Annotated in this window: 24 protein-coding genes and 1 riboswitch; of the genes, 18 read left to right on the top strand and 6 right to left on the bottom strand. The window is 63.9% G+C overall.

The window, feature by feature from the left end; genetic code table 11:
• Positions 1–21: 21 nt before the first annotated feature.
• The 4 genes from EJ078_RS07260 to EJ078_RS07245 all read left to right on the top strand — a co-directional run bounded on the left by EJ078_RS07260 (position 22) and on the right by EJ078_RS07245 (position 3,077).
• A complete protein-coding gene (locus tag EJ078_RS07260) occupies positions 22–486 on the top strand; it encodes an RT0821/Lpp0805 family surface protein (protein WP_067327836.1) in 465 nt (154 codons plus the stop codon).
• A gap of 99 nt (positions 487–585) precedes the next feature.
• Positions 586–1,512 (top strand): DnaJ C-terminal domain-containing protein, encoded by a 927-nt coding sequence (locus EJ078_RS07255; protein WP_066998086.1) that lies wholly within the window; start codon positions 586–588, stop codon positions 1,510–1,512.
• A 107-nt stretch (positions 1,513–1,619) separates the two neighbouring features.
• Positions 1,620–2,438 carry an enoyl-ACP reductase FabI gene (gene fabI / locus EJ078_RS07250; RefSeq protein WP_059186698.1) on the top strand — a complete coding sequence of 273 codons (819 nt, stop codon included), beginning with the start codon at positions 1,620–1,622 and terminating at the stop codon, positions 2,436–2,438.
• Positions 2,439–2,489: 51 nt separating this feature from the next.
• Positions 2,490–3,077, top strand: coding sequence for a histidine phosphatase family protein (locus EJ078_RS07245; RefSeq protein WP_095800309.1), 588 nt, complete (start codon positions 2,490–2,492; stop codon positions 3,075–3,077).
• A gap of 205 nt (positions 3,078–3,282) precedes the next feature.
• Here EJ078_RS07245 and EJ078_RS07240 read toward each other — a convergent pair whose 3' ends face one another.
• The gene (locus tag EJ078_RS07240; RefSeq protein WP_066998075.1) at positions 3,283–3,540 is read right to left on the bottom strand and encodes a DUF1344 domain-containing protein; all 258 of its coding nucleotides are present in this window, start codon (positions 3,538–3,540) and stop codon (positions 3,283–3,285) included.
• A gap of 212 nt (positions 3,541–3,752) precedes the next feature.
• Between EJ078_RS07240 and aroC the strand changes: the two genes are divergently transcribed.
• The 3 genes from aroC (at position 3,753) to EJ078_RS07225 (ending at position 6,623) form a co-directional block, all read left to right on the top strand.
• Positions 3,753–4,853, top strand: a complete 1,101-nt coding sequence (gene aroC, locus EJ078_RS07235; protein WP_067327839.1) for a chorismate synthase — start codon at positions 3,753–3,755, stop codon at positions 4,851–4,853.
• Between the two features lie 101 nt (positions 4,854–4,954).
• Entirely contained in the window at positions 4,955–6,055 is a 1,101-nt protein-coding gene (ribB, locus tag EJ078_RS07230; protein ID WP_067327840.1) for a 3,4-dihydroxy-2-butanone-4-phosphate synthase, read from the top strand.
• 31 nt (positions 6,056–6,086) lie between these two features.
• Positions 6,087–6,623: a GNAT family N-acetyltransferase gene (locus tag EJ078_RS07225; protein WP_095800306.1), complete on the top strand. Its 537-nt coding sequence runs from the start codon at positions 6,087–6,089 to the stop codon at positions 6,621–6,623.
• A 25-nt stretch (positions 6,624–6,648) separates the two neighbouring features.
• Here the strand turns inward: EJ078_RS07225 and EJ078_RS07220 are convergent, their stop codons facing one another.
• Positions 6,649–7,872 carry an MFS transporter gene (locus tag EJ078_RS07220; protein WP_127403145.1) on the bottom strand — a complete coding sequence of 408 codons (1,224 nt, stop codon included), beginning with the start codon at positions 7,870–7,872 and terminating at the stop codon, positions 6,649–6,651.
• 121 nt (positions 7,873–7,993) lie between these two features.
• Between EJ078_RS07220 and EJ078_RS07215 the strand changes: the two genes are divergently transcribed.
• Entirely contained in the window at positions 7,994–8,584 is a 591-nt protein-coding gene (locus tag EJ078_RS07215) for a TetR/AcrR family transcriptional regulator (RefSeq protein WP_066998060.1), read from the top strand.
• Between the two features lie 144 nt (positions 8,585–8,728).
• The gene (locus EJ078_RS07210) at positions 8,729–9,709 is read left to right on the top strand and encodes a hypothetical protein (protein WP_095777995.1); all 981 of its coding nucleotides are present in this window, start codon (positions 8,729–8,731) and stop codon (positions 9,707–9,709) included.
• A 242-nt stretch (positions 9,710–9,951) separates the two neighbouring features.
• Here the strand turns inward: EJ078_RS07210 and EJ078_RS07205 are convergent, their stop codons facing one another.
• The 3 genes from EJ078_RS07205 to bluB form a co-directional block, all read right to left on the bottom strand.
• Complete coding sequence (locus EJ078_RS07205) at positions 9,952–10,806, bottom strand: D-amino-acid transaminase (protein WP_127215630.1); 855 nt, start codon at positions 10,804–10,806, stop codon at positions 9,952–9,954.
• 191 nt (positions 10,807–10,997) lie between these two features.
• Positions 10,998–12,179, bottom strand: a complete 1,182-nt coding sequence (locus EJ078_RS07200) for an aminotransferase class V-fold PLP-dependent enzyme (RefSeq protein WP_127215631.1) — start codon at positions 12,177–12,179, stop codon at positions 10,998–11,000.
• Between the two features lie 347 nt (positions 12,180–12,526).
• Positions 12,527–13,258, bottom strand: a complete 732-nt coding sequence (gene bluB, locus EJ078_RS07195) for a 5,6-dimethylbenzimidazole synthase (RefSeq protein ID WP_127215632.1) — start codon at positions 13,256–13,258, stop codon at positions 12,527–12,529.
• Between the two features lie 42 nt (positions 13,259–13,300).
• Positions 13,301–13,479: riboswitch (cobalamin riboswitch) on the bottom strand.
• A 114-nt stretch (positions 13,480–13,593) separates the two neighbouring features.
• Here bluB and EJ078_RS07190 point away from each other — a divergent pair.
• The 6 genes from EJ078_RS07190 to EJ078_RS07165 all read left to right on the top strand — a co-directional run bounded on the left by EJ078_RS07190 (position 13,594) and on the right by EJ078_RS07165 (position 18,644).
• Entirely contained in the window at positions 13,594–14,520 is a 927-nt protein-coding gene (locus tag EJ078_RS07190; protein ID WP_066998053.1) for a histone deacetylase family protein, read from the top strand.
• Positions 14,521–14,523: 3 nt separating this feature from the next.
• The gene (locus tag EJ078_RS07185) at positions 14,524–14,775 is read left to right on the top strand and encodes an exodeoxyribonuclease VII small subunit (RefSeq protein WP_095778033.1); all 252 of its coding nucleotides are present in this window, start codon (positions 14,524–14,526) and stop codon (positions 14,773–14,775) included.
• Positions 14,776–14,966: 191 nt separating this feature from the next.
• Positions 14,967–15,233 carry a DUF2277 domain-containing protein gene (locus EJ078_RS07180; protein WP_127215633.1) on the top strand — a complete coding sequence of 89 codons (267 nt, stop codon included), beginning with the start codon at positions 14,967–14,969 and terminating at the stop codon, positions 15,231–15,233.
• 8 nt (positions 15,234–15,241) lie between these two features.
• Positions 15,242–16,162 (top strand): pirin family protein, encoded by a 921-nt coding sequence (locus EJ078_RS07175; RefSeq protein ID WP_095777992.1) that lies wholly within the window; start codon positions 15,242–15,244, stop codon positions 16,160–16,162.
• Positions 16,163–16,294: 132 nt separating this feature from the next.
• On the top strand, positions 16,295–18,208 hold the full coding sequence (gene dxs / locus EJ078_RS07170) for a 1-deoxy-D-xylulose-5-phosphate synthase (protein ID WP_127215634.1): 1,914 nt from the start codon (positions 16,295–16,297) through the stop codon (positions 18,206–18,208).
• A 151-nt stretch (positions 18,209–18,359) separates the two neighbouring features.
• The gene (locus EJ078_RS07165) at positions 18,360–18,644 is read left to right on the top strand and encodes a hypothetical protein (protein ID WP_127403146.1); all 285 of its coding nucleotides are present in this window, start codon (positions 18,360–18,362) and stop codon (positions 18,642–18,644) included.
• On the opposite strand, the gene EJ078_RS07160 is transcribed toward EJ078_RS07165, so the two are convergent.
• Positions 18,641–19,042 carry a GFA family protein gene (locus EJ078_RS07160; RefSeq protein ID WP_095823806.1) on the bottom strand — a complete coding sequence of 134 codons (402 nt, stop codon included), beginning with the start codon at positions 19,040–19,042 and terminating at the stop codon, positions 18,641–18,643. The two genes, EJ078_RS07165 and EJ078_RS07160, sit on opposite strands and share 4 nt — an antisense overlap.
• 114 nt (positions 19,043–19,156) lie before the next feature.
• On the opposite strand from EJ078_RS07160, the gene EJ078_RS07155 reads away from it, so the two are divergent.
• The 3 genes from EJ078_RS07155 to EJ078_RS07145 all read left to right on the top strand — a co-directional run bounded on the left by EJ078_RS07155 (position 19,157) and on the right by EJ078_RS07145 (position 24,018).
• Complete coding sequence (locus tag EJ078_RS07155; RefSeq protein WP_095800299.1) at positions 19,157–19,930, top strand: TlyA family RNA methyltransferase; 774 nt, start codon at positions 19,157–19,159, stop codon at positions 19,928–19,930.
• Complete coding sequence (locus tag EJ078_RS07150; RefSeq protein WP_127215636.1) at positions 19,927–21,168, top strand: class I SAM-dependent RNA methyltransferase; 1,242 nt, start codon at positions 19,927–19,929, stop codon at positions 21,166–21,168. Before EJ078_RS07155 ends, EJ078_RS07150 begins: the two co-directional genes overlap by 4 nt.
• 171 nt (positions 21,169–21,339) lie before the next feature.
• On the top strand, positions 21,340–24,018 hold the full coding sequence (locus EJ078_RS07145; RefSeq protein WP_127403147.1) for a caspase domain-containing protein: 2,679 nt from the start codon (positions 21,340–21,342) through the stop codon (positions 24,016–24,018).
• Positions 24,019–24,043: the final 25 nt, after the last annotated feature.

Here is a 24,043-nt window from a genome sequence, read left to right as displayed (position 1 = left end):
GTTGCGGGAGGAGTTCGCCGATTGTCGCGTATCGCGCAAGCTTTTGACAGCGGGCAATGGAGCGTTATTGCTTCGGCCAGCGCCAAGGCTGCGTTGCTGACATTGGCGCTTCCGCTCGCGGCCTGTGGCGCCGGCGGCTTCAGCCTCGAGAAGGCGGAGGTTGACCGCTCGATCATCACCTCCAGCGCGCCGTCCGCGCCCGCCGTGCCGGCAAGCAGCGACAACGACTCGGACCAGACCACGATCGGCAATGCGGTGTCTTCCGCCGACATCCAGGAGCTCGGCGGCCAGGCGGTGCCATGGGCCAATGCCGGCACCGGCTCCCGTGGCTCGATCACCGAGCTGGTGGAACTCAAGGATGGCGGCTTGACCTGCCGACGCTTCAACGCGACGCGGGAAAGTTTCGACGGCGTCGCCATGTACCAGGGCGAGCTCTGCATTGCCGACGCCGGAGGCTGGCGCATGCAGGAGTTCAAGGCGCTCTAATTTCAATCGCCATCGGCATCTTGCACTACTGGAATTTCTTCCTATGCGAGCGCATATAGAAGGCAACTGTGGACCCAATCTCTCTTTCAGGCAGGAAGCATGCGCGACCCCTATGAGGTGCTGGGCGTTGCCAAGAACGCCTCGGCCAAGGAAATAAAATCGGCGTACCGCAAGCTCGCCAAGCAGCATCATCCGGACCAGAATCCGAATGATCCGAAGGCGAAAGAGCGTTTTGCGGCCGCCAACCAGGCCTATGAGATCGTCGGCGACGAGAAGCGCCGCGCAGCTTACGATCGCGGCGAGATCGACGCCGACGGCAAGCCGAGATTCCAGGGCTTCGAGGGCGCGGCCGGTGGCGATCCGTTTGCCGGATTCCGCCGTCAGCAGGGCCCCGGCGGGGCGCATTTCGAATTCCGCACCGGTCGTCCGGGCGGCGATCCTTTCGACGGCAACAGCGACATCTTCAGCCAGATCTTCGGCGAGGCCTTTTCGGGTGGGCGCGGTCCAGGCCGTGGCGACCGTCGCCAGCCGGTCCAGGCGCCTGACCTCAATGTCACGCTGGACATCACCGTCGAAGAGGCCGCCACCGCGGAGAAGGTGACGGCGATGTTCCCTGACGGCCGCAAGATGGCGGTCAAGCTTCCCACCTATGTCGAGGAGGGCCAGACCATCCGCCTGAAGGGTCAGGGCGAGCAGGGGCCCGGCCAGCCGGGCGACGCGCTGGTCAAGATCCACATTCGCCGCCATCCGCGCTATCGCATCGAGGGCCGCGACCTGCATGTCGACCTGCCTATCGAACTCGCCGACGCGGTGCTCGGCGCCAAGGTGGCCGTCGAGACGCCGACCGGCAAGCTCGCGGTCAACGTTCCCGCATGGTCGAGCTCGGACAAGGTGTTGCGCCTGAAGGGCAGGGGCCTGCCGGAAAAAGTAGGTGGCCATGGCGATCTCTACGCCCATGTGCGGCTGATGCTGCCGGAGGGTGGAGACGCCGATCTCGAAGCCCTGATGCGCAAGCGGAAAGGCTGATCGAAGCGGTTTTCTCCTCAAGCCAGTCTGTTTTCGACGCTTGAAGGGGCCCTGTGCCTGTGCGATAGGGCTCCACAAAGCAGACATTCTTGCGGAGAATTGCGCACATGGCGGGTGGACAGGGCCTGATGGCCGGTAAGCGAGGCCTCATCCTTGGCGTCGCAAACAATCGGTCGATCGCTTTCGGCATCGCCAAGGCTTGCGTCGATCACGGCGCCGAAATCGCGCTGACCTATCAGGGCGAGGCGTTCAAGAAGCGCGTCGAGCCGCTGGCGGCGGAACTCAACGCGCATGTCGCCGGCCATTGCGACGTGACCGATCCGGAAAGCCTGGACGCAGTCTTTGCCGACATCGCCAAGCACTGGGGCAAGCTCGACTTCCTCGTCCATGCCATCGCCTTCTCGGACAAGGACGAGCTGACCGGCCGTTATGTCGAGACGACGCGCGATAATTTCCTGCGCACCATGGATATTTCGGTGTTTTCCTTCACCACCATCGCCAAGCGCGCCGAGCCGCTGATGAGCGAAGGCGGCTCGCTGCTGACGCTGACCTATTACGGCGCCGAGAAGGTTATGCCTCACTACAACGTCATGGGCGTCGCCAAGGCGGCGCTCGAGGCCAGCGTGCGCTATCTCGCCGTCGACCTCGGCGCCAAGAAGATCCGCGTCAACGCCATCTCGGCCGGCCCGATCAAGACCCTTGCCGCCTCCGGCATCGGCGACTTCCGCTACATCCTCAAATGGAACGAGTACAACGCGCCGCTCAAGCAGACGGTGACGCAGGAAGAAGTCGGCGATTCCGGCGTCTACTTCCTGTCGGACCTGTCGCGCGGCGTGACCGGCGAGGTCCATCACGTCGATTCCGGCTACCATGTCGTCGGCATGAAGGCGGTCGACGCCCCCGACATCTCGACCGTCAAGGACTAGTTCTCTCCGCCTGTCTATCGTCCAGGCCCTGGCCCGACCTCCGGAGACCTGATGTATCCGCTCGTCTACATCGCGCGCCACGGCCAGACGCAGTGGAACGCCGAGGGTCGGCTACAAGGCCAGGCGGATACCGATATCAACGAACTTGGCCGCGAGCAGGCGACGCAAAACGGCCGACGGTTGGCGGACCTTATCGGAAACGCCGCGGATTTCGATTTTGTCGCCAGCCCGATGCGCCGCACGCGTGAGACGATGGAACTGATGCGCGCGGCGATGGGTCTCGACCCGCTCGCCTATCGCACCGATCCGCGCTTGGTGGAGCTAAGCTTCGGCGACTGGCAGGGTTTCACCTTTGCCGAACTCGAAAAGCGTGTCCCGGGTTCGACCAAAAGCCGCCGCGCCGCGAAGTGGGATTTCCAGCCGCCCGGCGAGGGCGCCGAAAGCTACGAGATGCTGCTCGAGCGGATAAAACCCTGGTTCGACGCGCTTCGCCAGCCGACCGTCTGCGTCACCCATGGCGGGATCATGCGCTGCTTCTTCCGCTTCGTCACCGGCATTTCCAAGCAGGAAGCCGCCAGCCTCGACGTACCGCAGGACCGCCTGCTACGGCTCGAGGGCCGCACCCTGGAGTGGCTGTAGGGCCTGCGTTTCAGGCCGTGTGTTGGAGGCAGGCCGAAGGCCTCGAACGTCGCCATCCGGGAATCTGCGTTTGCGTCGCTGCGCCCCTTGCTTCGCTCCAGCATGACGAAGCGTTCGGCGCTCGGACATTGGCAAAGGTGTCCTCTACCAACGTACTGCTACAACGTACTGCGCCGTCCGCCAAGACCTCGCGGCGCGGATGATTCTAGTCGCTGTCCGGCAGCTGCATATCGGTCACGACATTCTCGCCATTGGTCACGTCGTAGGCGAGGACGATATCCATGCCGGGCTTCAGCGCGTCGAGATCGGTTTCGGCGTTGAGCTTGTAGGACTTTCCGTCGTCCAGCGTCAGCGTCAGCGTGTCCTTGTCGACCTTCTTGATCAAGCCTTCGGTCTGGCCGGCGAACGCGGCAGCGGTGGAAATGAGCAACATGGCGCAGGCGGCGCCAATCAGGGTACGCATCGTCGTCCTCTTTGGTCATTGCGCCGGCATGAGCAACGGCGGATCCTCAACGGCGGATGGAAGAGAGCAGAAACCAACCGAATGTGTCAAAACTAAATCCTCCAGATCACAGATTGATGCATCCGATCACCGTTTGACCGCTGTGGAAAACGCCAATAGAAGGCACGCTTGAACCGGCGAACCGGGTCCGCGCCGGGCAGGGCGTTTTTTCCATGTCTCACAACACCTTCGGCCATCTTTTCCGCGTCACCACCTGGGGTGAAAGCCATGGCGCCGCTCTTGGCTGCGTTGTCGACGGCTGCCCGCCCGGGATCCGCTTCAAGCGCGAGGACATCCAGGCCGAGCTCGACCGGCGCCGCCCGGGCCAGTCGCGCTTCGTCACCCAGCGCCGCGAGCCGGACGAGGTCAAGATCCTCTCCGGCTTCATCCTCGACGAGGACGGCGAGACGATGATCACCACCGGCACGCCGATCTCGATGCTGATCGAAAATGTGGATCAGCGCTCCAAGGATTACGGCGAGATCGCCCGCCAGTACCGGCCGGGCCATGCCGATTACACCTATGAGGTCAAATACGGGTTGCGCGACCATCGCGGCGGCGGCCGCTCCTCGGCGCGCGAGACGGCAGCCAGAGTGGCGGCCGGCGCGCTGGCACGCAAGGTAGTGCCGGGCATGGTGGTGCGCGGCGCGCTGGTCTCGATGGGTGAAAAGTCGATCGATCGCGCCAATTGGAACTGGAGTTTCGTCGGCGATGCGGAAAACCCGTTTTTCACCCCCGACCCGGCCTCGGTTCCGGTCTTTGCCGCCTATCTCGACGGCATTCGCAAGGCCGGCTCGTCGGTCGGCGCGGTGATCGAGATCGTCGCCGAAGGTGTGCCGGCGGGCCTCGGCGCGCCGATCTATGCCAAGCTCGACCAGGACATCGCCTCCGGCCTGATGTCGATCAACGCCGTCAAGGGCGTCGAGATCGGCAACGGCTTCGAAGCCGCCCGCATCACCGGCGAAGAGAATGCCGACGAGATGCGGATCGGCAATGACAGCAAGCCGGTGTTTTTGTCCAACAATGCCGGCGGCATCCTCGGCGGCATCTCGACCGGCCAGGCGATCGTCGCCCGCTTCGCCGTCAAGCCGACCTCCTCGATCCTCACGCCGCGGAAATCGATCGACAAGGACGGCAAGGACGTCGAGGTCATGACCAAGGGCCGCCACGATCCTTGCGTCGGCATCCGCGCCGTGCCGATCGGCGAGGCCATGGTTGCCTGCGCGATCGCGGATCATTATCTGCGCCATAGAGGACAGACGGGAAGGCAGTAGGGCAGTAGGTGAGTATGTTACGTCGCATTCGGCGACGCCAAACTTTTTCCGTTCCCCTACTCCCTTACCGCCCTATTCCCCAAGCGAGCTAGCGAGCGTCCATGCCATACGACCAGAAGAAGATCGTCGAAGCGATCCGCGCTTTCGAGCGCGGCGAGATCGTCGTCGTCATGGACGATGATGGGCGCGAGAACGAGGGCGACCTGATCGTTGCCGCCGTCCACTGCACGCCGGAAAAGATGGCCTTCATCGTCCGCAACACCTCCGGCATCGTCTGCACGCCGATGCTGCGCGAGGACGCAAGGAGGCTAAACCTTGCGCCCATGGTGGCCGACAATGATTCCGCCCACACCACGGCTTTCACCGTCAGCGTCGACTTCAAGCACGGCACCACGACGGGTATTTCGGCGGACGACCGCACGCTCACCGTGCGTAACCTCGCCAATGGCAATGTTGGTGCCTCCGACTTCGTGCGGCCCGGCCACATCTTCCCGCTGATCGCGCGCGAAGGCGGTGTCTTGATGCGCTCGGGCCATACGGAAGCCGCGGTCGACCTGTGCAAACTCGCCGGGCTGCCGCCGATCGGCGTCATCTCCGAACTGGTCAACGACGACGGCACCGTCAAGCGTGGACCTGAGGTGCAGGCTTTCGCCGCGCAGCACGGGCTGAAGCAGGTTTCGGTCGCCGATCTCATCGCCTATCGCCAGCGCAAGGAAACGCTGGTCGAGCGCGTCGCCTGCTCCGACATCGAGACGCCCGGCGGCAAGGCGCAGGTCTTCACCTACACGCTGCCCTGGGATTCCATGCACCATGTCGCGGTCGTCTTCGGCGACATCCGCGACGGCGAGGAGGTGCCGGTGCGGCTGCATTCGGAAGACGTCGTCACCGACGTCTTCGGCACCAGCCACCGCTTGGACCACATCATGAAGGCGATGGGCGAGCGCAAGCGTGGCGTCATCGTCTACCTGCGCGAAGGCTCGGTCGGCGTCGCCCATCAGGAGCGCAAGCGGCCACAAAGCGGCGACCGCGAGGATCACGAAGAGGCGCGCCGGCGCGAGAACGAGTGGCGCGAGATCGGGCTCGGAGCGCAGATCCTCAAGGATCTCGGCATTTCCTCGATCAACCTGATCGCCTCGCGCGAGCGCCACTATGTCGGCCTCGAAGGATTCGGCATTCACATCGCCAAAACGGAAATTCTCTGACGTTTCGGCCGACAGGCGGCGGAGAAAAACGATGGCCGCGCCATTGCCTGTCAGCCAGCAGACCGAACGATTGCTGCTGCGCCGGCCCAAACAGGCGGATCTGGAGTTTCTGGCCGATCTTTTTTCGCGCCCCGAACTGGTGGCGCATCGCCCCGACCCGACGCCGGACACGCCGCAGCAGAGCGCTGCAAGGCTCGCTCGCGACATCGATCATTGGGACAGGCACGGATTTGGTCGCTGGGCGGTCGAAGCCAACGAGAGGCTGATCGGCTTCGGCGGTGTCACCTTATCGAGCGATTTCGATGGGCTGAACCTGTCCTATCATCTTCATCCCGAGACCTGGGGGCATGGCTACGCGACGGAACTGGTCCGGGGGACCTTGCACGCGGCTTTCGGCCCCTTGCGCGCCGATCGGGTGATCGCACTGGCGCGTCCCGCCAATCCGGCATCGCGGCGCGTGCTGGAGAAATGCGGCTTCGTCTTCGAGCGGGAGATCATGCTCCATGGCGCGCCGACGGGGCTTTACGCAGTCCCGGCGGCGAAGTTCGTTCAAAAGCAGGACATATAGCCAGCCAGAGCCGGATGCATCGGTATCATCCAGCCGGAGCAATCGCCGCTTCGCATTCATTCGGGTCGCAGTCCGGCGTCGCCAGCCGACACTGGCCGGCGAGCACGGTGACCAAAGCGACTGAGCCTGCCGCCACCGACACCCAGAACCCGTTCTGCGGTCCAAAAGTGTCGACCATCCAGCCGGCGGCGAAGGAGCCTAGCGCCATGCCGATGCCGATCCCGGTGGTCACCCAGGTCACGCCTTCCGTGAGCATTGCCGGCGGCACGTGGCGTTCGATCAGGCCAAAGGCGGTGATGAAGGTCGGCGAGATGGCAACGCCGCTGACGAAGACGGCTAGCGCCAGGGTCGGCACCGTGTCGGCAAAAAGCAGCGGCAGCGTGGTGAGCGCGATGACGGCGACAGCTATCGCGAGTTGGCGTTGCAGCGGCGTGCGCAAACTGAGCGCGCCGACGATGATGCCGAGCACGAAGGATCCCAGTGCATAGACGCCGATGACGAGGCTGGCTGCTTCGGGCTGGCCCAGCTCTTCAGTAATGGCAACGGTGGTGACTTCCGCGGTTGCGAAGGTCGCGCCGACAAAGATCAGCGCAAAGGTGATGATCTGCACCGGCCGCAGGCGGATCGCCGAACCGGCCGCGCCATCCTCGGCCGGGCGAATGGGCGGTTCCGTCGAACGCTGCAGCAGGAATGCCGCCGAGCCGAAGGCGAGCAGCAAGGTGCTCACCACCATCCCGGCTTCCGGGAATAGCGCGGCGCTCAAGCCCACCGACAGCGATGCCCCAGCGACATAGACCAGCTCGTCCGCGGCCGATTCGAAGGCGAAGGCCGTATTGAGCTCGGGGCGGTCGCGAAAAATCTCGGTCCAGCGCGCCCTGACCAGCGCCGGGATGCTGGGCATTAAGGCGGCAAGCAGCGACGATAGGAACAAGGTCCACACCGGCCAGTGCTGGTTGGCCGCGACGATCAAGGTCGCGAAGGCAAGCGCCGAGACAAGTGTCGTCGGCACGGCAATCCGGCTCTGGCCGAGGCGGTCGACCAGCCGCGAGACCTGCGGCGACAGGAAGGCGTTGACCAAAGCGTATGTGGCCGAGACGGCGCCGGCCAGCCAGTACTCGCCATGCGTTTGTGACAGCATCGCCACAATGCCGATCGGCGCCATGGCGATCGGCAGCCGGGCGATGAAGGCTGCCGCGGCGAAGCTCTTCGTGCCAGGAGCCCGAAAGATTTCCGAATATGGGTTTCGCATGGTCCCGTTCCTCGACAAGGGAAGGCGCCGCAATTACATACGCAGCGTATGAATGTCAGATAGTTCATACGTCGCGTATGTCAATTAGCATACGACGCGTATGTGAATAAGACCAGGAGCCATGCACAAACCCCGCAAGGAGATGATCGCCGAGACGCGCGCCAAGCTGATCGCGGCCGCGCGCCATGCCTTCGGCACGATCGGCTATGCCGAGGCCTCGATGGACGATTTCACCGCTTCGGCGGGTCTGACGCGCGGCGCGCTCTATCATCATTTCGGCGACAAGAAGGGGCTCCTGCAGGCGGTGATCGCCGAGATCGACGCCGAGATGGCGGCGCGGGTGAACGAGGTGGCCTCGCGGGCGCCTACTCGCTGGCAGCATTTCGTCGACGAATGCACCACCTATATCGAGATGGCGCTTGAGCCGGAAATCCAGCGCATCATGTTCAGGGACGGCCCGGCCGTGCTCGGCGATCCGGCTCAGTGGCCCAACGCCAGCGCCTGCACGGCTTCAATGACCGATCACCTGTCAAAGCTGCAGGAGGAGGGCGTCGTCGTTCCCGATCTCGACCCCGAGACCGCAGCGCGGCTCATCAACGGCGCCAGTAGCCAGGCCTCGCAGCGCATCGCCAATGCCAAGGATCCGGAAGCGACGTCGAAGAAGGTTGTGGCGGCGTTCAAGCAGCTGCTGGAAGGCCTGAAAACCAAATAGCATCCGGTCGCGGCGTTCCGGGCAATCACTCGGGTCCGCGCTGCCTCAGACAATTGTCCCCCGCTCAAAATCCCTCCGACATTGACTTTGGCAGGAGCGAGCGCATCCTCTCCCGCCAATTCTCTGAGGCGGAGGGTCGGGGCCATGTGGGACTTCAGCATCGGCCGGTCGGTGTCCATCATGATGCGGACATGGCCGTTCATCGTCTTTCGCATCATCGTCTATTTCGGCATCACGGTGGCCTACATAACGGCGACCGGCACCGGCGCCAGCGTCGGTTACGGCGTCGGCCACATCTCGACCGATCCGGACGGGCCGATGTCCTTTGCCTTGTGGGGTGGGGTCGTCGGCTTCGGCGTGGTCTCGATCGCCGTCTACTGGATCCGCGAATACATTCTCTATGTGCTCAAGGCAGGCCATATCGCCGTCATGGTCCATCTGATCGACGGGCAGGACGTTCCCGACGGCCAGGGCCAGATCGCCTATGCGCGCGAAGTGGTGACGAAGCGCTTCGCCGAGGCCAACATCCTTTTCGTCGTCGACCAGCTGGTGAAAGGCGCCATCCGCGCCATCACAGGGCTGATCGGCGGCATTGCTGCGTTCCTACCCATTCCAGGCTTAAGCGGTCTGGTGAGCTTCATCAATACCGTCATCCGCCTGTCGCTGACCTATGTCGACGAGATCATCCTCGGCTACAACATCCGCACCAATTCCAACTCGCCTTTCGAGACCGCCAGGCAAGGCGTCGTGCTCTACGCGCAGAACGGCAAGTTGATGGTCAAGAACGCCGTCTGGCTGGCGGTGATCATGTGGGGTGTTTCCTTCGTCATCTTTCTTTTGATGCTGGCGCCCGCCGCCGCGATCCTCTGGGCCATGCCGGGCCAGCTTGCCGGCTGGGCCTTCGTGTTGGCCATCGTCTTCGCCTGGGCCTTCAAGGCGGCTTTCATCGAGCCCTTCGCCATCGCTTCGCTGATGCAGGTCTACTTCGCCACCATCGAGGGCCAGGTCCCCAATCCGGAATGGGACCGGCGCCTGGCCGAAGCCTCGTCCAAGTTCAGGGAGCTGCGCGACAAGGCGCTCAGCCCCTTCGGCGGCTCGCGCTGGGATTCGCCAAGGACCGCTTGACTAGAGTCAGAGAAGATGCCTCGCCAATGGAAGGATCGCCGACAGCATCTGGCGCGAACGCCAGTCTAGCAGCGGCCTTGTCAAGCTACTTGGGCGCCGCGAGTGCTCGGGCGAGCTATTCACGTGCAGGGCTGGCGTCAGGAGTGCTTGAGTTAGCGCGGTCTATATGCGCCCTGAGTAACGCCACCGGCAGGTTGCGTATCGAGGTTTGACGCCGCAGAGAACACCGTCGACGATCAACGCTAGATCGCCGATGCTCGGCTTCTATCGAGATAAATTTGTCGCAACCGCCGGGTGACTACGCCCGGCAGCCCGTTGCCGATCGGCGCACCATCCATCCTGACCACCGGGTTCACCAGCCCGGATGATGACGTTGAAAACGCCTCCGTCGCAAGTCTGGTCTCTACTACTGTGAATGGGCGCTCCTCCACCCGCAGATGAAGTTCACTTGCGCACTGCAGAACGACTGCCCGGGTAATCCCGTGCAGGATATCGCTCGAGAGATCCCGCGTGACGATCGTCCCATCCGAAGTCACGATATGGGCGTTGTTGGAAGAGCCTTCCGTGACGTAACCATCCCTCACTAGCCATGCGTCATCGGCGCCGCGTGATTTCGCCTGCATTTTGGCCATGGAGGGATACAGGAGTTGCACCGTTTTGATGTCGCAGCGCCGCCACCGGAGATCTTCCACGGTTATGACGTGCTGGCCGCGTATGGCGACCGGATTTTCGACAAATGCCTTCTCTTGTGTGAAGAGCACCACGGTGTTGGGCGTATCCCGAGTAGGAAATATGAAATCGCGGTCGGCCGCGCCCCGGGTGATCTGCAAATAGACAAGTCCCTCGGATACATTGTTCTGTCCAATGAGCTCCCTGTGGATCTTCAAAAGATCTGCTTCGGTCAGGGAGAACGGCATATCGAGCTCACGGAGCGATCGCCGCAGGCGCGCCATGTGACTGGCAAAATCGACGAGCTTGCCATCAAGAACGAGCGTGACCTCATAGACTCCGTCGGCGAACAGGAAGCCCCGATCGAAGACCGAGATACGGGCCTCGCTTTCCGGTAGATAGGATCCACTCACGTAGACTTGGCGCATTGATCGACCTCAAAAATGCAGACCACGCTCACCGCCTTGAGCGAAACTATTGAACTCTTGTCAGGGTGCAGGCCTGGGCAGCTTTAAGCGCAAATAGCGGCGCTGCCATCCTGCACCCCTCGACTGCGAAAACGCTATTCGCCAGACAGCAGACGGCTAAGGTCGGGCACAGCCAGAGAAAATTCGTCGGTTCACTCCACAGCGCTTCGCAGCGCGGCGACAAAGGCATCAAGATCGCGCTTAAGCATGTAAATGTGTGGCGAAACCCGCAAACCCTCGACGTGCTCGACCTTGCGGTATTTCACGTGGACCTGGTGTTTCTCGCGAAGGTCGCGCTCGAGTTCTTGCATGTCGATGCTGTCGATCGAAAACAGACTTATCGCAGCGAGGCTGTCCGTGTCGGTCGGCGTATGGAGCCTGAAACCGGGAATGTCCTGGACGAGACCTACCCAATATCGGGTGAGTTCGCGCAGTCGCGCATGCATCCGTTCCGCGCCGATCGCCTTGTGGAATTGAATTGCGGGCGCGATTCCTGCCTGGACAGCGGAATTGTAGGTGCCGAGATTCCAATGGTCGAACCTGTCTATGTGCACCGCGGGCTGGTCGAAAGGTGCAAGCAATGGCCAGGTGGTATCGATCCGGCGTTCGCTGACGACCAGCATCCCGTTGCCGATAGGAGCACCGAGCCACTTGTGCAGGCTGGTGACAAAAAAATCGCAATCGAGTTCGCGGAAGCTGACCGGCATCTGAGCAAAAGTCTGGGCACCGTCGACGACAGTCATGATGTCGCGCTCCCGCGCGATTTCGCAGAGCCGGTTCACCGGCAGGACACGCCCGTTCCAGTGGTACATGTGGGTCAGCTGCAGGACGCGGGTACGCGGGGTCATCGCCTGAACATAGGATTCGATGATGTCGTCGTCGCTGTCCATGAGGTCGAAGGTGCAGTTTACAACCTCGATGCCCTCGCGCTGTTGCCGCTGCAGCCAGCCCGCACGAACGCTGGGGTAGTCCCAAGGCGAGATCAGCACTTGATCGCCCTTAGTCAGCGGTATTCCGAAGATCGCTGTCGAAAGACCCTCCGACGAATTCCGGTTCAGCGCGATCTCTCCGGGGCTGCAATCGATCAGTTCCGCCAGCTCGCGTTTGATATGAGGAAGTGCTGTGTCGAGCTTGCTCCACATATTGTAGTCGGGATTGCGACTGATGAAGCGGTAGGCGTCAACCGTCGCTTCCTCGACAACAGTCGGTGGGGGACTGACCGCGGCGTTGTTCAAGTTGAGGAATGGTTCTTGCGGCGGGTATTTTGCGCGGATGCGCTCCCATTCCGCTTCGTCCTCATGTTCGGCGGACCGATCTATTGCAAAAAAATTCATGGGAACACGCCGGGTCTCATCTATCGCCCGACAATAAGCGCCGTAGCCCAGCTCAATCTGCCTATTCACATGAGAAGACAGAATTTAATTGCGAACGCCGGTGAATTCGCCAGACGTTGAAGCCCGAGAACGACATCGCTTGGCACAGGGTTAGCCGTGAGGAAGCGAGTGCGGAGATCCGGCCCAATCACGCCAGGAAGAACCGTCACGTTGTCGAGCGATGCGCGAACAATCCCCGGTTTTCTGAGCGGGCAACGACGGTCAGGCATTTCCAATGCGCCATTGCGCAAACGCGAAGCGCGATGGCGCGTTGCGGTTGGGGCGGGTCTATGGAACGCCGAGCGGTTCTAAGGCTTTAATCGTTCTCCGAGACGAGCGATCGCCGATTTGAGCGGCGCCTCGCCGGCGCCGCAAAAGGTCTCGCTCATCACCAGCTCGGGCAGCGGCAGGCGCTTGCCCCAGCCATGCGCTTCGAGGTCGGGCCTTGGAGCGAATTCCGAGACGCGGCCGACGCAGAGATAGGCGATCGGCGTGACGTGCTCGGGGATCGACAGCAGTCGCTTCAGCGCTTCGGGCTCGATGATGCTCACCCAGCCGACCCCGACGCCTTCCGCCCGCGCCGCGAGCCAGAAATTCTGCACCGCGCAGACGGTGCTGTAGAGGTCCATCTCCGGATTGTGCCAGCGCCCGAGCGGCGAGTTCTTCGAGCGCTGGCGGTCGCAGGTGATGCACAGGTTGAGCGCGCTTTCGCAGATGCCCTCGAGCTTCAGCTTGCGGTAGAGCGCCTGCCGGTCCGCCTCGATCGCCGGCAGTTCCTGTTCGCGCGCGGCCAAAAACAGGTCGCGCACCTGCCGCCGCCTTGTGGCGTCCCGGATGATGATGAAGTTCCAGGGCTGCATGTAGCCGACCGACGGCGCGTGGTGTGCCGCGGTGAGCAGCCGCGCCAAAACGCTGTCGTCGAGATCGTCGGCAAGGAAATGGCTGCGCACGTCGCGCCGGGTGAACATGGCCCGGTAGACGGCGTCGCGCGCCAATTGGTCAAAGTCATCGCCGCCGGCGGCGGCTGTTCGTGCCTGCATCGCTTGTCCCCTTGCGATAAGCAGTCCTCCGCCTGACCATGCGGATGACCATGTCTGCCGGGCCGGTCTTCTGGCTCGGGATCGACCCGCATCCGGCGCCTTCCCGTCTGGGACAGTGGCGTTTGCCGGCGCGGTCCCCCTCACAGCGTTGGGCACGCCACGGATTTCAACCGTGTTCCCGATTCTCCCGCGTTGCGGGCACCAGGCAGCGACGCGACCTTATCGCGAAGCCGAAGCCGGGCCAATGCCGCCAGCGACACGATTGGGCGCGATTTCCCCAATCATTCGGCGCTGAAACATGGCTATCCGTGCGACAGGTGCCTAGATTAGGCGCCATGACCACTCGTCTTTACACTCATCCGGTATTCCTGGAACACCTCACGCCGCCCGGCCACCCCGAGCGGCCCGACCGTTTGCGCGCCATCGAGCGCGTGCTCGACGACGAGGCTTTTTCGGCCCTCGACCGCGTCGAGGCGCCGGAAGGCGACGAGGCGACTATCCTTTACGCGCATCCGGAGGATTTCGTCGGCCGTGTCCGCGCTGCGATTCCCGAGACGGGGATCGTCTCGATCGATGCCGACACCAGCGCCAGCCCGAAAAGCTGGCAGGCCGCGGTGACGGCGATCGGCGCGGCGAACGCCGCCGTCGACGATGTGTTCGAGGGCCGTGCCGCCAATGTCTTCGTTGCCGCGCGTCCGCCCGGCCATCACGCCGAAAAAGCGACCGCGATGGGCTTTTGCCTGTTCAACACCGCGGCGATCGCCGCCCGTTATGCGCAGGAGAAGCATCTGGCCGAGCGCGTCGCCATCGTCGATTGGGATGTGCATCACGGCAACGGCACGCAGGACATTTTCTGGGACGATCCGTCGGTGCTCTATTGCTCGACCCACCAGATGCCGCTTTATCCGGGCACCGGTGCCAAGAGCGAGACCGGCGCCGGCAACATCGTCAACGCGCCGCTTGCGCCGAGCACCGGCAGCGACACGTTCCGCGACGCCTTCCTGTCGCGCGTGCTGCCGTCGATCGACGCCTTCCAGCCGGATCTGATCATCATTTCCGCCGGTTTCGATGCGCACCATCGCGATCCGCTGGCCGCGATCAACCTGACCGAGGATGATTTCGACTGGGCGACCGGCCAGCTGATGGAGCGCGCCGGGCGCCACAGCGGCAACCGGCTCGTCAGCCTGCTGGAGGGCGGTTACGATCTGCAAGGATTGGCATTTTCGGTCGCCGCCCATGTCGGGCGGCTGATGAAGGGATGAATGATGGCTGATGAAGCTAACCAAGACGTCAAGGCGATGAGCTTCGAACAGGCGCTCGACGCGCTGGAGAAGATCGTCGATGATCTGGAGCGCGGCGACGTTCCGCTCGACCAGTCGATCAAGATCTACGAGCGCGGCGAGGCGCTGAAGGCTCATTGCGACCGCTTGCTCAAGGCCGCCGAGGACAAGGTCGAGAAGATCAGGCTCTCGCGCGACGGCAAGCCGGTTGGAACGGAGCCGCTCGACGCCGAGTGAGGTGTATTGATATTCAGGTGAGGCCGCCTGCAAACGCGGCTTTCTGCGGTTCCGGTGCTCACGTCCTTCAAGTACGCTCCGGTCCGGTTCTCGGAACCCGCCATTTTCGGCTCGGTCTGACCTGAATCTCAACACACCTCGGTGCACAATGTCAGACCGGTTCGGGCAGAAAGCAGGTAAGGAGTTAAAGCATGTGCCGAAACATCAAGACCCTGTTCAACTTCGATCCGCCGGCGACCGACGACGAGGTCCATGACGCGGCGCTGCAGTTCGTTCGCAAGCTGAGCGGCGCGACCAAGCCGTCCAAGCGCAACGAGCATGCCTTCAACCACGCCGTCGAGGCGATCGCCGCCGCCGCGCGCGAGCTGCTTGACAGCCTCGAAACCACCCAGCATCCGCGCAACCGCGAGGATGAGGCCGCCAAGGCGAAGGCCCGATCCGCGCTCCGCTTCGCCTGACGCCGGTCATGAGCTTCTTTCCGGGCAACGATCCTGAGGCCGGCGACGCCTTCGCCTGCGACCAGATCGAGTTGATGGTCATTCCGAACGCCAAGGACATTGGCGGCTTCGAGGTTCGCCGCGCCTTGCCGACGGCGAAGCGCAGGCTGGTCGGTCCGTTCATCTTCTTCGACCGCATGGGTCCGGCCATCCTGCGCGCCGGCCATGCGATCGACGTGCGCCCGCATCCGCATATCGGGCTTTCCACCGTCACTTATCTGTTCGACGGCAAGATCAGGCATCGCGACTCGCTCGGCACCGAAATGGTGATCGCGCCGGGCGACGTGAATTTGATGACCGCCGGCCGCGGCATCGTTCATTCCGAGCGCACGCCCGAGGAATTGCGCGGCGCGCCGATGTCGATTTCCGGCCTGCAAACCTGGCTGGCGCTGCCGGACAGCAAGGAAGAAATCGCCCCGGTGTTCGCGAACACGTCGGTCGTCCAACTGCCCGAAATCGATGCCGAGGGCGTTAGCGGCCGCGTCGTCATCGGCGAATTTTCCGGGCTGCGCTCGCCCGTCGCGACCGCCTCGGAAACGCTCTATGCCGATCTGCGGCTGGCGGCGGGCGCCAGCGTCAAAATCCCCGGCGACGCCGAGGAACGCGCCATCTACACGCTGGAGGGCGAGGTTTCGATTGCCGGCGACCGTTTCCCGGCCGAGCGGCTTTTGGTGTTCAAACCGGGCGAAGAAATCGTCGTGTCGTCCGAGCGCGGCGCGCATTTCATGCTGTTCGGCGGAGCGTCGCTGGGCTCCAAGCGCTATATCTGGTGGAATTTCGTTTCGTCCTCGAAAGAACGCATCGAGCAGGCCAAGGAAGAATGGAAGACGGGCCGCTTCGATATCGTTCCTGGCGATGAGGAAGAATTCATTCCGCTGCCGGAAGGTTAGCGCAGGATGGACATTCTGCGCCAGGCGCGTCACTGACACGCATTTACATTGGCGCGCCATCAGCCTATCTCGCGCATAGCAAAGCGCATATTTGAAGGTTAACCCAAGGTTAAGTTGACAGGCCGTCCCAGAGTGAACCCGAAGCCTGACACGCCGCTCCTCGACAAAGTCCGCATCCCCGCGGATTTGCGGACGCTTGATGAAAGCGAGCTGCCGCAGCTGGCGACCGAACTGCGCGCGGAGCTGATCGATGCGGTGTCGCACACCGGCGGCCATCTTGGCGCCGGTCTCGGCGTCGTCGAGCTTACGGTTGCGCTGCACTATGTCTTCAACACGCCGGAAGACCGGCTGATCTGGGACGTTGGCCACCAGGCCTACCCGCACAAGATTCTGACCGGCCGCCGCGACCGCATCCGCACGCTTCGCCAGGAAGGCGGTCTCTCCGGCTTCACCCGGCGCGCAGAGAGCGAATACGACCCCTTCGGCGCAGCGCATTCCTCGACTTCGATTTCGGCCGGCCTCGGCATGGCGATGGGCCGCGACCTTGCGGGCGGCCGCAACAATGTCATCGCCGTCATCGGCGACGGCGCCATGTCCGCCGGGATGGCCTACGAGGCGATGAACAACGCCGGCGCGCTCAATGCCCGCCTGATCGTCATCCTCAACGACAACGACATGTCGATCGCCCCGCCGACCGGCGCGATGAGCGCCTATCTGGCGAGGCTTGCCTCCGGCAAGACCTATCTCGGCCTGCGCGATTTCGGCAAGAAGCTGACCTCCTATCTCGGCAAGCGCGCCGACAGCGCCATCACCCGCGCGGTCGAGCATGCGCGCGGTTACGTCACCGGCGGCACGCTGTTCGAGGAGATGGGATTCTTCCACATCGGCCCGATCGATGGACACAATTTGGAGCACCTGATCCCGGTGCTGAAGAACGTCCGCGATAATGGCGACGGTCCCATTCTGATCCATGTCGTCACCCAGAAGGGCAAGGGCTACGCGCCGGCGGAGGCCGCCGCCGACAAGTATCACGGCGTCAACAAGTTCGACGTCATCACCGGCGCGCAAGCGAAAGCGCCGGCCAACGCGCCGAGCTACACCAAGGTCTTCGCCGAGAGCCTGATCCAGGAGGCGCGCGAGGACGAACGAATCGTGGCGATCACCGCCGCGATGCCGAGTGGCACCGGCCTCGACCTCTTCGGCGAGGTGTTCCCGGCCCGAACCTTCGATGTCGGCATTGCCGAGCAGCACGCGGTGACCTTCGCCGCCGGCCTCGCCACCGAAGGCTACAAGCCCTTCGCCGCCATCTATTCGACCTTCCTGCAGCGCGCCTACGATCAGGTGGTGCACGACGTGGCAATCCAGAAACTGCCGGTGCGCTTCCCGATCGACCGCGCCGGCTTCGTCGGCGCCGACGGCGCCACGCACTGCGGCGCCTTCGACACGACCTTCCTCGCCTCGCTGCCTGGCTTCGTCGTCATGGCCGCCGCCGATGAGGCGGAGCTTCGCCATATGGTGCGCACGGCAGCCGACTACGACCGCGGCCCGATTGCCTTCCGCTATCCGCGGGGCAACGGCGTCGGCGTCGACATGCCGGAGCGCGGCTCAGTGCTCGAGATCGGCAAAGGCCGCATTCTCAAGGAAGGCACCAAGGTGGCGCTGCTCTCGTTCGGCACGCGGCTGCAGGATTGCCTGCTGGCCGCCGAGGAGCTCGGCGCCGCGGGCCTTTCGACCACCGTTGCCGACGCTCGCTTCGCCAAGCCGCTGGACGAGGATCTCATCCGCCGCCTGGCGCGCTCGCATGAGGTTCTCGTGACGGTCGAGGAGGGCGCGGTCGGCGGCTTCGCCAGCCAGGTGCTGCATTTCCTCGCCCATGAAGGCCTGTTGGAAAACGGCCTCAAGGTGCGCCCGCTGGTCTTGCCGGACGAGTTCACCGATCACGCCAAGCCTGAGAAGATGTATGCCGACGCGGGCCTCGACACGACCGGCATCGTGCGGACGGTCTTCGCCGCACTCGGCCATGGCATGCAGGCGCAGCGCGCCTGAATCGAAAACTCACCTCTCCGATTGAGTTTGTCGGCTTGCGGCTGCAACTGTTTGTTTAGGTTTTCATTTGGCCGTTCGGTTACCTTGTCTTTTGGCCGATTTTCAACGGGCGCCCTGCTAAGACCCTGGTCCTAGGCAGGGGATAAGAACAATGAAATCGTTCCTTTGCGGCATGGCCTTGCTGAGTGCCATGGCCGCGCCGGTGGCAGCCGGAACGCGTTACGACCGCAACCTCGAAAAGGCGGTGATGGACATCGTTGCCGGCAAGATGGGCAACATCCGCGGCGGCTTCTCCTACAAGCAGACTCCCCAACTGGTGGTGCCGCAGGAAGTCGCGCCGACGGCGCCGGCTCCTGCTGAGCCGCGCGAGCAGGCCTCCCACAATGACGGCCTGATGCCGGCGGTCGAGCGCCGGGTCTCGCGGACTATTTTCTAAAACCACATATCGCGCACGCAGCGGCCGTCGCGCGGCAGGTCGTCGAACGTTTCGAGGCCGTCGAAATGCTCGATCGGCAGGTCGGCGACCGCCTCCGGCGGGGCCAGCCTGACATTGACGGCGATGCGAGTGCGGCCGCTCGAGCCGGGAAGCAACCCGCGCCAGGCGAGCACACAGGCGCATTTCGGACAGAACAGGATTTCCAGCGCGGGCTCGGCCACCTCGACCCTCCTGTAGGAGCTCGTCGGACCTGCGATGCGGATGCGCTCGTCGACATAGTCATAGGCCCAGAGCGTGCCGTAGCGGCGGCAAAGGGTGCAGTTGCAGGCGGTGATCGATCCCGGATCGCCTTCCAGCGTCCAGTGCGCAGCGCCGCAATGGCAGGTTCCCTTCAGCATGGCTCTTCCTCGACCGGGTGAGCGGACTTTCGGCGCCGGCATTCTGCCGTGCCCCGCGCCATATTCAACAGGGCTGCCATTGCCTTCGCCGCCGGCTTTCGCCAATGAAGGCCGATGAGTTCCTCTTTGCCCGCCAGCGCGCGTCCGCGTCTCGACGAACTGCTCGTCGCACGTGGCCTGTTCGCCAGCCGTTCCCGCGCCCGCGACGCGATCGAACGCGGCACCGTCACTGTCGACGGCGCAGTCGCCCGCAAGCCGGGCCAGCCCGTCGCGCCACACTGTGTCGTTGCCGTCGACGATCCGGCGCAGGCCTATGTGTCGCGCGCGGCGCTGAAGCTGATTGCCGGCCTCGACCATTTCGGCCTCGATCCCTCTGGGCATGAGGCGCTCGATATCGGCGCCTCGACCGGCGGCTTCACCCAGGTGCTGCTCGAGCGTGGTGCTACCCATGTCACGGCGATCGATGTCGGTCACGGCCAGATGCACCCGGAAATTGCCGCCGATCGGCGGGTCACGGTCATTGAAGGGCTGAATGCGCGGGACCTGACCGCCGCCGATCTTGGCGACCGCGTTCCGGATTTCCTGGTCTGTGATGTCAGCTTCATCTCGCTGAAGCTGGCGCTGCCGCCGGCGCTGGCCTTGGCGGGCGAGGGCGCCAGGGCGCTGCTTCTCGTCAAGCCGCAATTCGAGGCGGGTCGCGAGGCGATCGGCAAGGGCGGACTGCTCAAGGACCCGAGCGAGGCCGAGCGCATCGCCGCCGGTTTGCGCGACTGGCTTGCCGGCATGCCGGGCTGGCGCGTGCTTGGGCTGCATCCATCGCCGATCGAGGGCGGCGACGGCAACCGCGAGTTCCTTCTCGCCGCGATCAAGGACGCGGCATCGCCATGAGCGCGCGCTTCACCATCACAAGGCTCGGTTCGCAGGGCGACGGCATCGCCGGTGCCGATGGCGGTGAGGTCTTCATCCCGTTCACGCTGCCTGGCGAGACGGTCACCGCCGCGCGCCAGAAGGACCGCGCGACGCTGATGTCGGTTGTTGAGACTTCACCGCTTAGGGTTGATCCGCCCTGCCGCCACTTCACCGAATGCGGCGGCTGCGCGTTGCAGCATTTCGAGGCCGACGGCTACCGGCAGTGGAAACGCGAACGGGTGGTGCAGGCGCTCAAGATCAAGGGCATCGCTGGTCAGATCGACGCGCTGGTGCCTTGCGCGCCGCACACGCGCCGCCGCGTCGTCTTCAGCGCTCGGCGCACCGAGGCCGGCATGCTGCTCGGTTTCGTGCGCGCGCTCTCCTCCGAGATCATTCCTATCGAGGAATGCCCGATCTCGCTGCCGGCAATCGTTGATGCGCTCGATCCTTTGCGAAGACTGGCAGGACTGGTCTGCGCGACGCCGAAAGCCTTCCACATGACCGTCACCGCCACGGCGTCCGGCCTCGATGTCGCCGTCCATGACGCGGGCAAGCTCGGCGAAAACCAGCGCCGCATCGCTTCCAATTTTGTGATTGCCGCGGGCCTGGCGAGGCTTTCGATCGACGGCGAGGTGATCGTGGAGCCGAAGAAGCCGGTGGTGCAGTTCGGCTCGGTCGCCGTCGCCCTGCCGCCCGGCGCCTTCCTTCAGGCGACGGAGGCCGCCGAGCAGACGATGGCGGGTCTCGTCTGCCAGCACCTGTCGCGTGTCAAGAAGATCGCCGACCTGTTCGCCGGCTGCGGCAGCTTCGCGCTCCGGCTGGCGGCGAAGTCGGAAGTGCATGCCGTGGAGGGAGACGCCCCAGCGCTGGCCGCGCTCGACCGTGCTTTCCGCTTCGCCAGCGGCTTGAAGCGCGTGACCAGCGAGCGTCGCGACCTCTTCCGCAGGCCGCTGACCTTCAAGGAGTTGAGCGGCTTCGACGGCCTCGTCTTCGATCCACCGCGCGCCGGCGCGGAGGATCAGTCCAAGCAGATCGCCCGCTCAGACGTGCCGCTGGTCGCGGCCGTCTCCTGCAATCCGACGACGCTGGCGCGGGATCTGCGCATCCTCATCGACGGCGGCTATCAACTGAAGAGCGTGACGCCGATCGACCAGTTCCTGTGGTCGCCGCATGTCGAGGCCGTCGCGCTGCTGGAGAAGCCGAAGCGGCGCCGGTAGTCCGCGAGAGCCGGTTCGCAAGAAACTTGAAGCCTCTCTTTTCCGAAATTTGCGCCCTAAAGCCGCCTTCTTGCAGGTCTTAGTTTTGCGCTGTTAGGGAAACATTCCTGCTCTTTCGGCGTTACTGAAATAAGCGGATGGCGGATCGCGGATAACGGACAGCGCATTGCCATGCAGACGCTTCTAAAATTCCTCAGCCTCATCGTTCTCATCGCTTTTGGCGCCGCGTCCGCGACCGGTGCGCTCGCGCAAGAGCAAAAACGTCTCGCCTTCGTCATCGGCAACGGCGCCTATCAGTCCGGCGAGCTCGCGACTGCCGCCAATGACGCCGGCCTGATCGCGCAGACCCTGCAGGCGGCAGGGTTCGACGTCGTCGGCGCGCGCGATGTCGATCAGGACTCGCTGCGCGGCGCGCTGCGCGATTTTCTCGGCAAGGTTTCCGCCGCCGGTCCCGATGCGATCGTCTTCGTCTATCTTGCCGGCCACGGCGTGCAGTTCGAGGGGGAGAACTACTTTCTTCCAGTCGATGCCCAGATCGCCAGTCCCGCCGACGTGCCGCTTCAGGCGATGCGGCTCTCCGATGTCACCCGGTCGTTGGCCGGATTGCCGACGAAGGTAAACATCGTCGTGCTCGACGCGGCGCGGCCCAATGCCTTGCCGAAGATGAGCCAGCCCCTGGCCGGTGGTCTCGCGCTTGTCGATCCCGACCCGAACATGCTGATTGCGTTCAACGCGGCTCCGGGAACGGTCGCGCCGGAAGGCAAGGGCCCTTACGGCGCCTATGGCCAGGCGCTCGCCGAAATGATACGCGAGGGCGGGTTGTCGCTTGACGAGGTGTTCGACCGCACGCGGCTGCGCGTCAACGAGATGACGCAAGGCGCGGAAGTGCCGTGGCATGCCTCGAAGATCACCGCGCCTTTTGTCTTCTTCGACCGTGCCGCGGACGCGCCCGCGCCAAAGGTTTCGGAGGCCGAATCCCGCTCCAACCGGACCAGGGCGATCCAGGATTTCGACGCTCGTGACGCTTATGTCGCGGCTCTCGACCGCGACACGATGCGCGGCTACGAGGATTTCCTAGTCGCCTATCCACATGATCCGATGGCTGAGCGCGTGCGCGCCATTGTCGCTGCGCGGCGCGAGGCGATCACCTGGCGCGAGACCTGGCTCGAGGACACGCCGGAGGCCTATTGGTCGTATCTGCAGCGCTATCCGCGTGGCCCGCATGCCTGGGACGCGCGACGGCGGCTCGAACAGTTCGACGCTGCCCTGGAGCCGCCGGAGGAGTTCACCGTCTATGAGTATGATTTGCCGCCGCCGCCGGAGGAGGAAATCATCTATATCGACCGTCCGGTGCTCTATTTCGACGATCCCGATTTCGACTTCGAACCGCCGCCGCCGATCACGGTGATCTTCCTGCCGCCGCCGCCGCCGGATTTCATCGTGCTTCCGCCACCTCCGCCGCCGGTCGACGTCTTCATCCTGCCGACGCCGGTCTTCGTGCCGATCCCCGTATTCATCAACCCGCCGCGCCACGTCGTGCCGCCGCCGAACGCCATCATCTTCAACAACATCCACAACACGACGGTCATCAACACCATCAACACGACGATCAAAAACGAGACCATCGATCGGGCCGCGCAGCCGAGCGCCCGTGTTCAGCTTGACCGCCGTACAGCCCAGAAAACGATGGAAGGCGCCGTTGGTGGCCGCGCCGATGCGCTGGCGGCCAAGGTTCCCCTGCCGCCGCTTCTGCAGAAGAGGGCGGCCAAGTTCCGTCAGGCCACATCCAATCAGCAGCAACAGGGCGCCCTGCCGCCGAAGCCTGGTCAGCGTGTTATCCAGCGCCAGCAGCCTGACACCTCGCCGGAGACCTCGTCCAGAACCGGCAAGCTCTCAACCGATCACGCTTTGCCTGGAGCCGATGGCAAGAGGCTGCCGCTGGTCAACGGCAAGCCGGCGCCCGACGGCCAGAACTTGCGCGGCAACAAATTGAAGAGGCAACCCGGCAGGCAAGGCATCTCGGGCGGCAACCAAGAGGCGATCGGAAATGCCGGTCCTGACCGGACCGGGAAGCAGGACACGGATCGGAAGAGGGGCAAAAAGCTCCGCAACCTGCCCGCCGTCAACGGCACGCCGGCCGACAACGGGCAGAGCGCGCGGGAGAAGTTCAGGCAGAACAATCCCAAGGCTTTATCCGAACGGAGCGGTGGCAAGCCGAGGAAGCTGACGCGCAAGGATTTGTCCGCAGGCCAGTCCGTGGTCGAACCGAACGAACAAGGTTCGGCCGCCGCGAGCGACAAGGGCAGGAAGGTCCGCAAGCTGCCTACCGTCAACCGGATGCCGGCCGAGAACCGGCCGAGCGTGCGCGAGCGGCTCAGAAAGAACACCCCCGAAATGTTCTCCGATGACAACCAGGGCTTGGCCAAGAGCAAGAAGTTCCGCAGACTGCCGAGCGTTAGTGGTGGGCCAACCGACAATGGACCGGCCGTGCAGAAGCGGCTCAGGAGGAACAGTCCGACCCTGTTCTCCGACGAGAATCAGGGCTCGGCCAGCGGGAACGACAGGCGCAGGACGTTGCGCCGGCTGCAGAACGAAGAAGGTTCCGCCGGCCGGGATGTCACCGTCCAGCGCAACTTCAAAGTCAACAGGCCGAACGACAATGCGCAGCGCCAGTTCAGGCAGGAAAGGCCTAACGAGCAGGTGCTGCGGCGGCAGAGATCGGAGCCTCGCCCGGAATTCCGTTCGCAGCCGAGGCCGCAGATGCAAGAGCGGAGTGTCCCCCGGGAGAAGCCGCAGCCCAACAAGAAGCTCTCTTGCGGACAGCAGGGCGAGCCGGCCTGCAACCAATAGGTTGGCGCGGTCGAGCCCTGCGCCT

This window comes from Mesorhizobium sp. M1A.F.Ca.IN.022.06.1.1 (assembly GCF_003952605.1).
Classification (GTDB): domain Bacteria; phylum Pseudomonadota; class Alphaproteobacteria; order Rhizobiales; family Rhizobiaceae; genus Mesorhizobium.
This window is presented reverse-complemented; position numbering and strand designations above follow the sequence as displayed.

What these genes read in the sequence shown, in the direction of transcription:
- EJ078_RS07200 (WP_127215631.1), bottom strand. Translation starts at nt 12,179, where the DNA reads ATGAATTTTTTTGCAATAGATCGGTCCGCCGAACATGAGGACGAAGCG.
- EJ078_RS07145 (WP_127403147.1), top strand. Translation starts at nt 21,340, where the DNA reads ATGCAGACGCTTCTAAAATTCCTCAGCCTCATCGTTCTCATCGCTTTT.
- EJ078_RS07160 (WP_095823806.1), bottom strand. Translation starts at nt 19,042, where the DNA reads ATGCTGAAGGGAACCTGCCATTGCGGCGCTGCGCACTGGACGCTGGAA.
- EJ078_RS07150 (WP_127215636.1), top strand. Translation starts at nt 19,927, where the DNA reads ATGAGCGCGCGCTTCACCATCACAAGGCTCGGTTCGCAGGGCGACGGC.
- EJ078_RS07180 (WP_127215633.1), top strand. Translation starts at nt 14,967, where the DNA reads ATGTGCCGAAACATCAAGACCCTGTTCAACTTCGATCCGCCGGCGACC.
- bluB (WP_127215632.1), bottom strand. Translation starts at nt 13,258, where the DNA reads ATGCAGGCACGAACAGCCGCCGCCGGCGGCGATGACTTTGACCAATTG.
- EJ078_RS07255 (WP_066998086.1), top strand. Translation starts at nt 586, where the DNA reads ATGCGCGACCCCTATGAGGTGCTGGGCGTTGCCAAGAACGCCTCGGCC.
- ribB (WP_067327840.1), top strand. Translation starts at nt 4,955, where the DNA reads ATGCCATACGACCAGAAGAAGATCGTCGAAGCGATCCGCGCTTTCGAG.
- EJ078_RS07205 (WP_127215630.1), bottom strand. Translation starts at nt 10,806, where the DNA reads ATGCGCCAAGTCTACGTGAGTGGATCCTATCTACCGGAAAGCGAGGCC.
- EJ078_RS07165 (WP_127403146.1), top strand. Translation starts at nt 18,360, where the DNA reads ATGAAATCGTTCCTTTGCGGCATGGCCTTGCTGAGTGCCATGGCCGCG.
- EJ078_RS07220 (WP_127403145.1), bottom strand. Translation starts at nt 7,872, where the DNA reads ATGCGAAACCCATATTCGGAAATCTTTCGGGCTCCTGGCACGAAGAGC.
- EJ078_RS07190 (WP_066998053.1), top strand. Translation starts at nt 13,594, where the DNA reads ATGACCACTCGTCTTTACACTCATCCGGTATTCCTGGAACACCTCACG.
- EJ078_RS07210 (WP_095777995.1), top strand. Translation starts at nt 8,729, where the DNA reads ATGTGGGACTTCAGCATCGGCCGGTCGGTGTCCATCATGATGCGGACA.
- EJ078_RS07240 (WP_066998075.1), bottom strand. Translation starts at nt 3,540, where the DNA reads ATGCGTACCCTGATTGGCGCCGCCTGCGCCATGTTGCTCATTTCCACC.
- EJ078_RS07175 (WP_095777992.1), top strand. Translation starts at nt 15,242, where the DNA reads ATGAGCTTCTTTCCGGGCAACGATCCTGAGGCCGGCGACGCCTTCGCC.
- fabI (WP_059186698.1), top strand. Translation starts at nt 1,620, where the DNA reads ATGGCGGGTGGACAGGGCCTGATGGCCGGTAAGCGAGGCCTCATCCTT.
- EJ078_RS07185 (WP_095778033.1), top strand. Translation starts at nt 14,524, where the DNA reads ATGGCTGATGAAGCTAACCAAGACGTCAAGGCGATGAGCTTCGAACAG.
- EJ078_RS07225 (WP_095800306.1), top strand. Translation starts at nt 6,087, where the DNA reads ATGGCCGCGCCATTGCCTGTCAGCCAGCAGACCGAACGATTGCTGCTG.
- EJ078_RS07155 (WP_095800299.1), top strand. Translation starts at nt 19,157, where the DNA reads ATGAGTTCCTCTTTGCCCGCCAGCGCGCGTCCGCGTCTCGACGAACTG.
- aroC (WP_067327839.1), top strand. Translation starts at nt 3,753, where the DNA reads ATGTCTCACAACACCTTCGGCCATCTTTTCCGCGTCACCACCTGGGGT.
- EJ078_RS07215 (WP_066998060.1), top strand. Translation starts at nt 7,994, where the DNA reads ATGCACAAACCCCGCAAGGAGATGATCGCCGAGACGCGCGCCAAGCTG.
- EJ078_RS07245 (WP_095800309.1), top strand. Translation starts at nt 2,490, where the DNA reads ATGTATCCGCTCGTCTACATCGCGCGCCACGGCCAGACGCAGTGGAAC.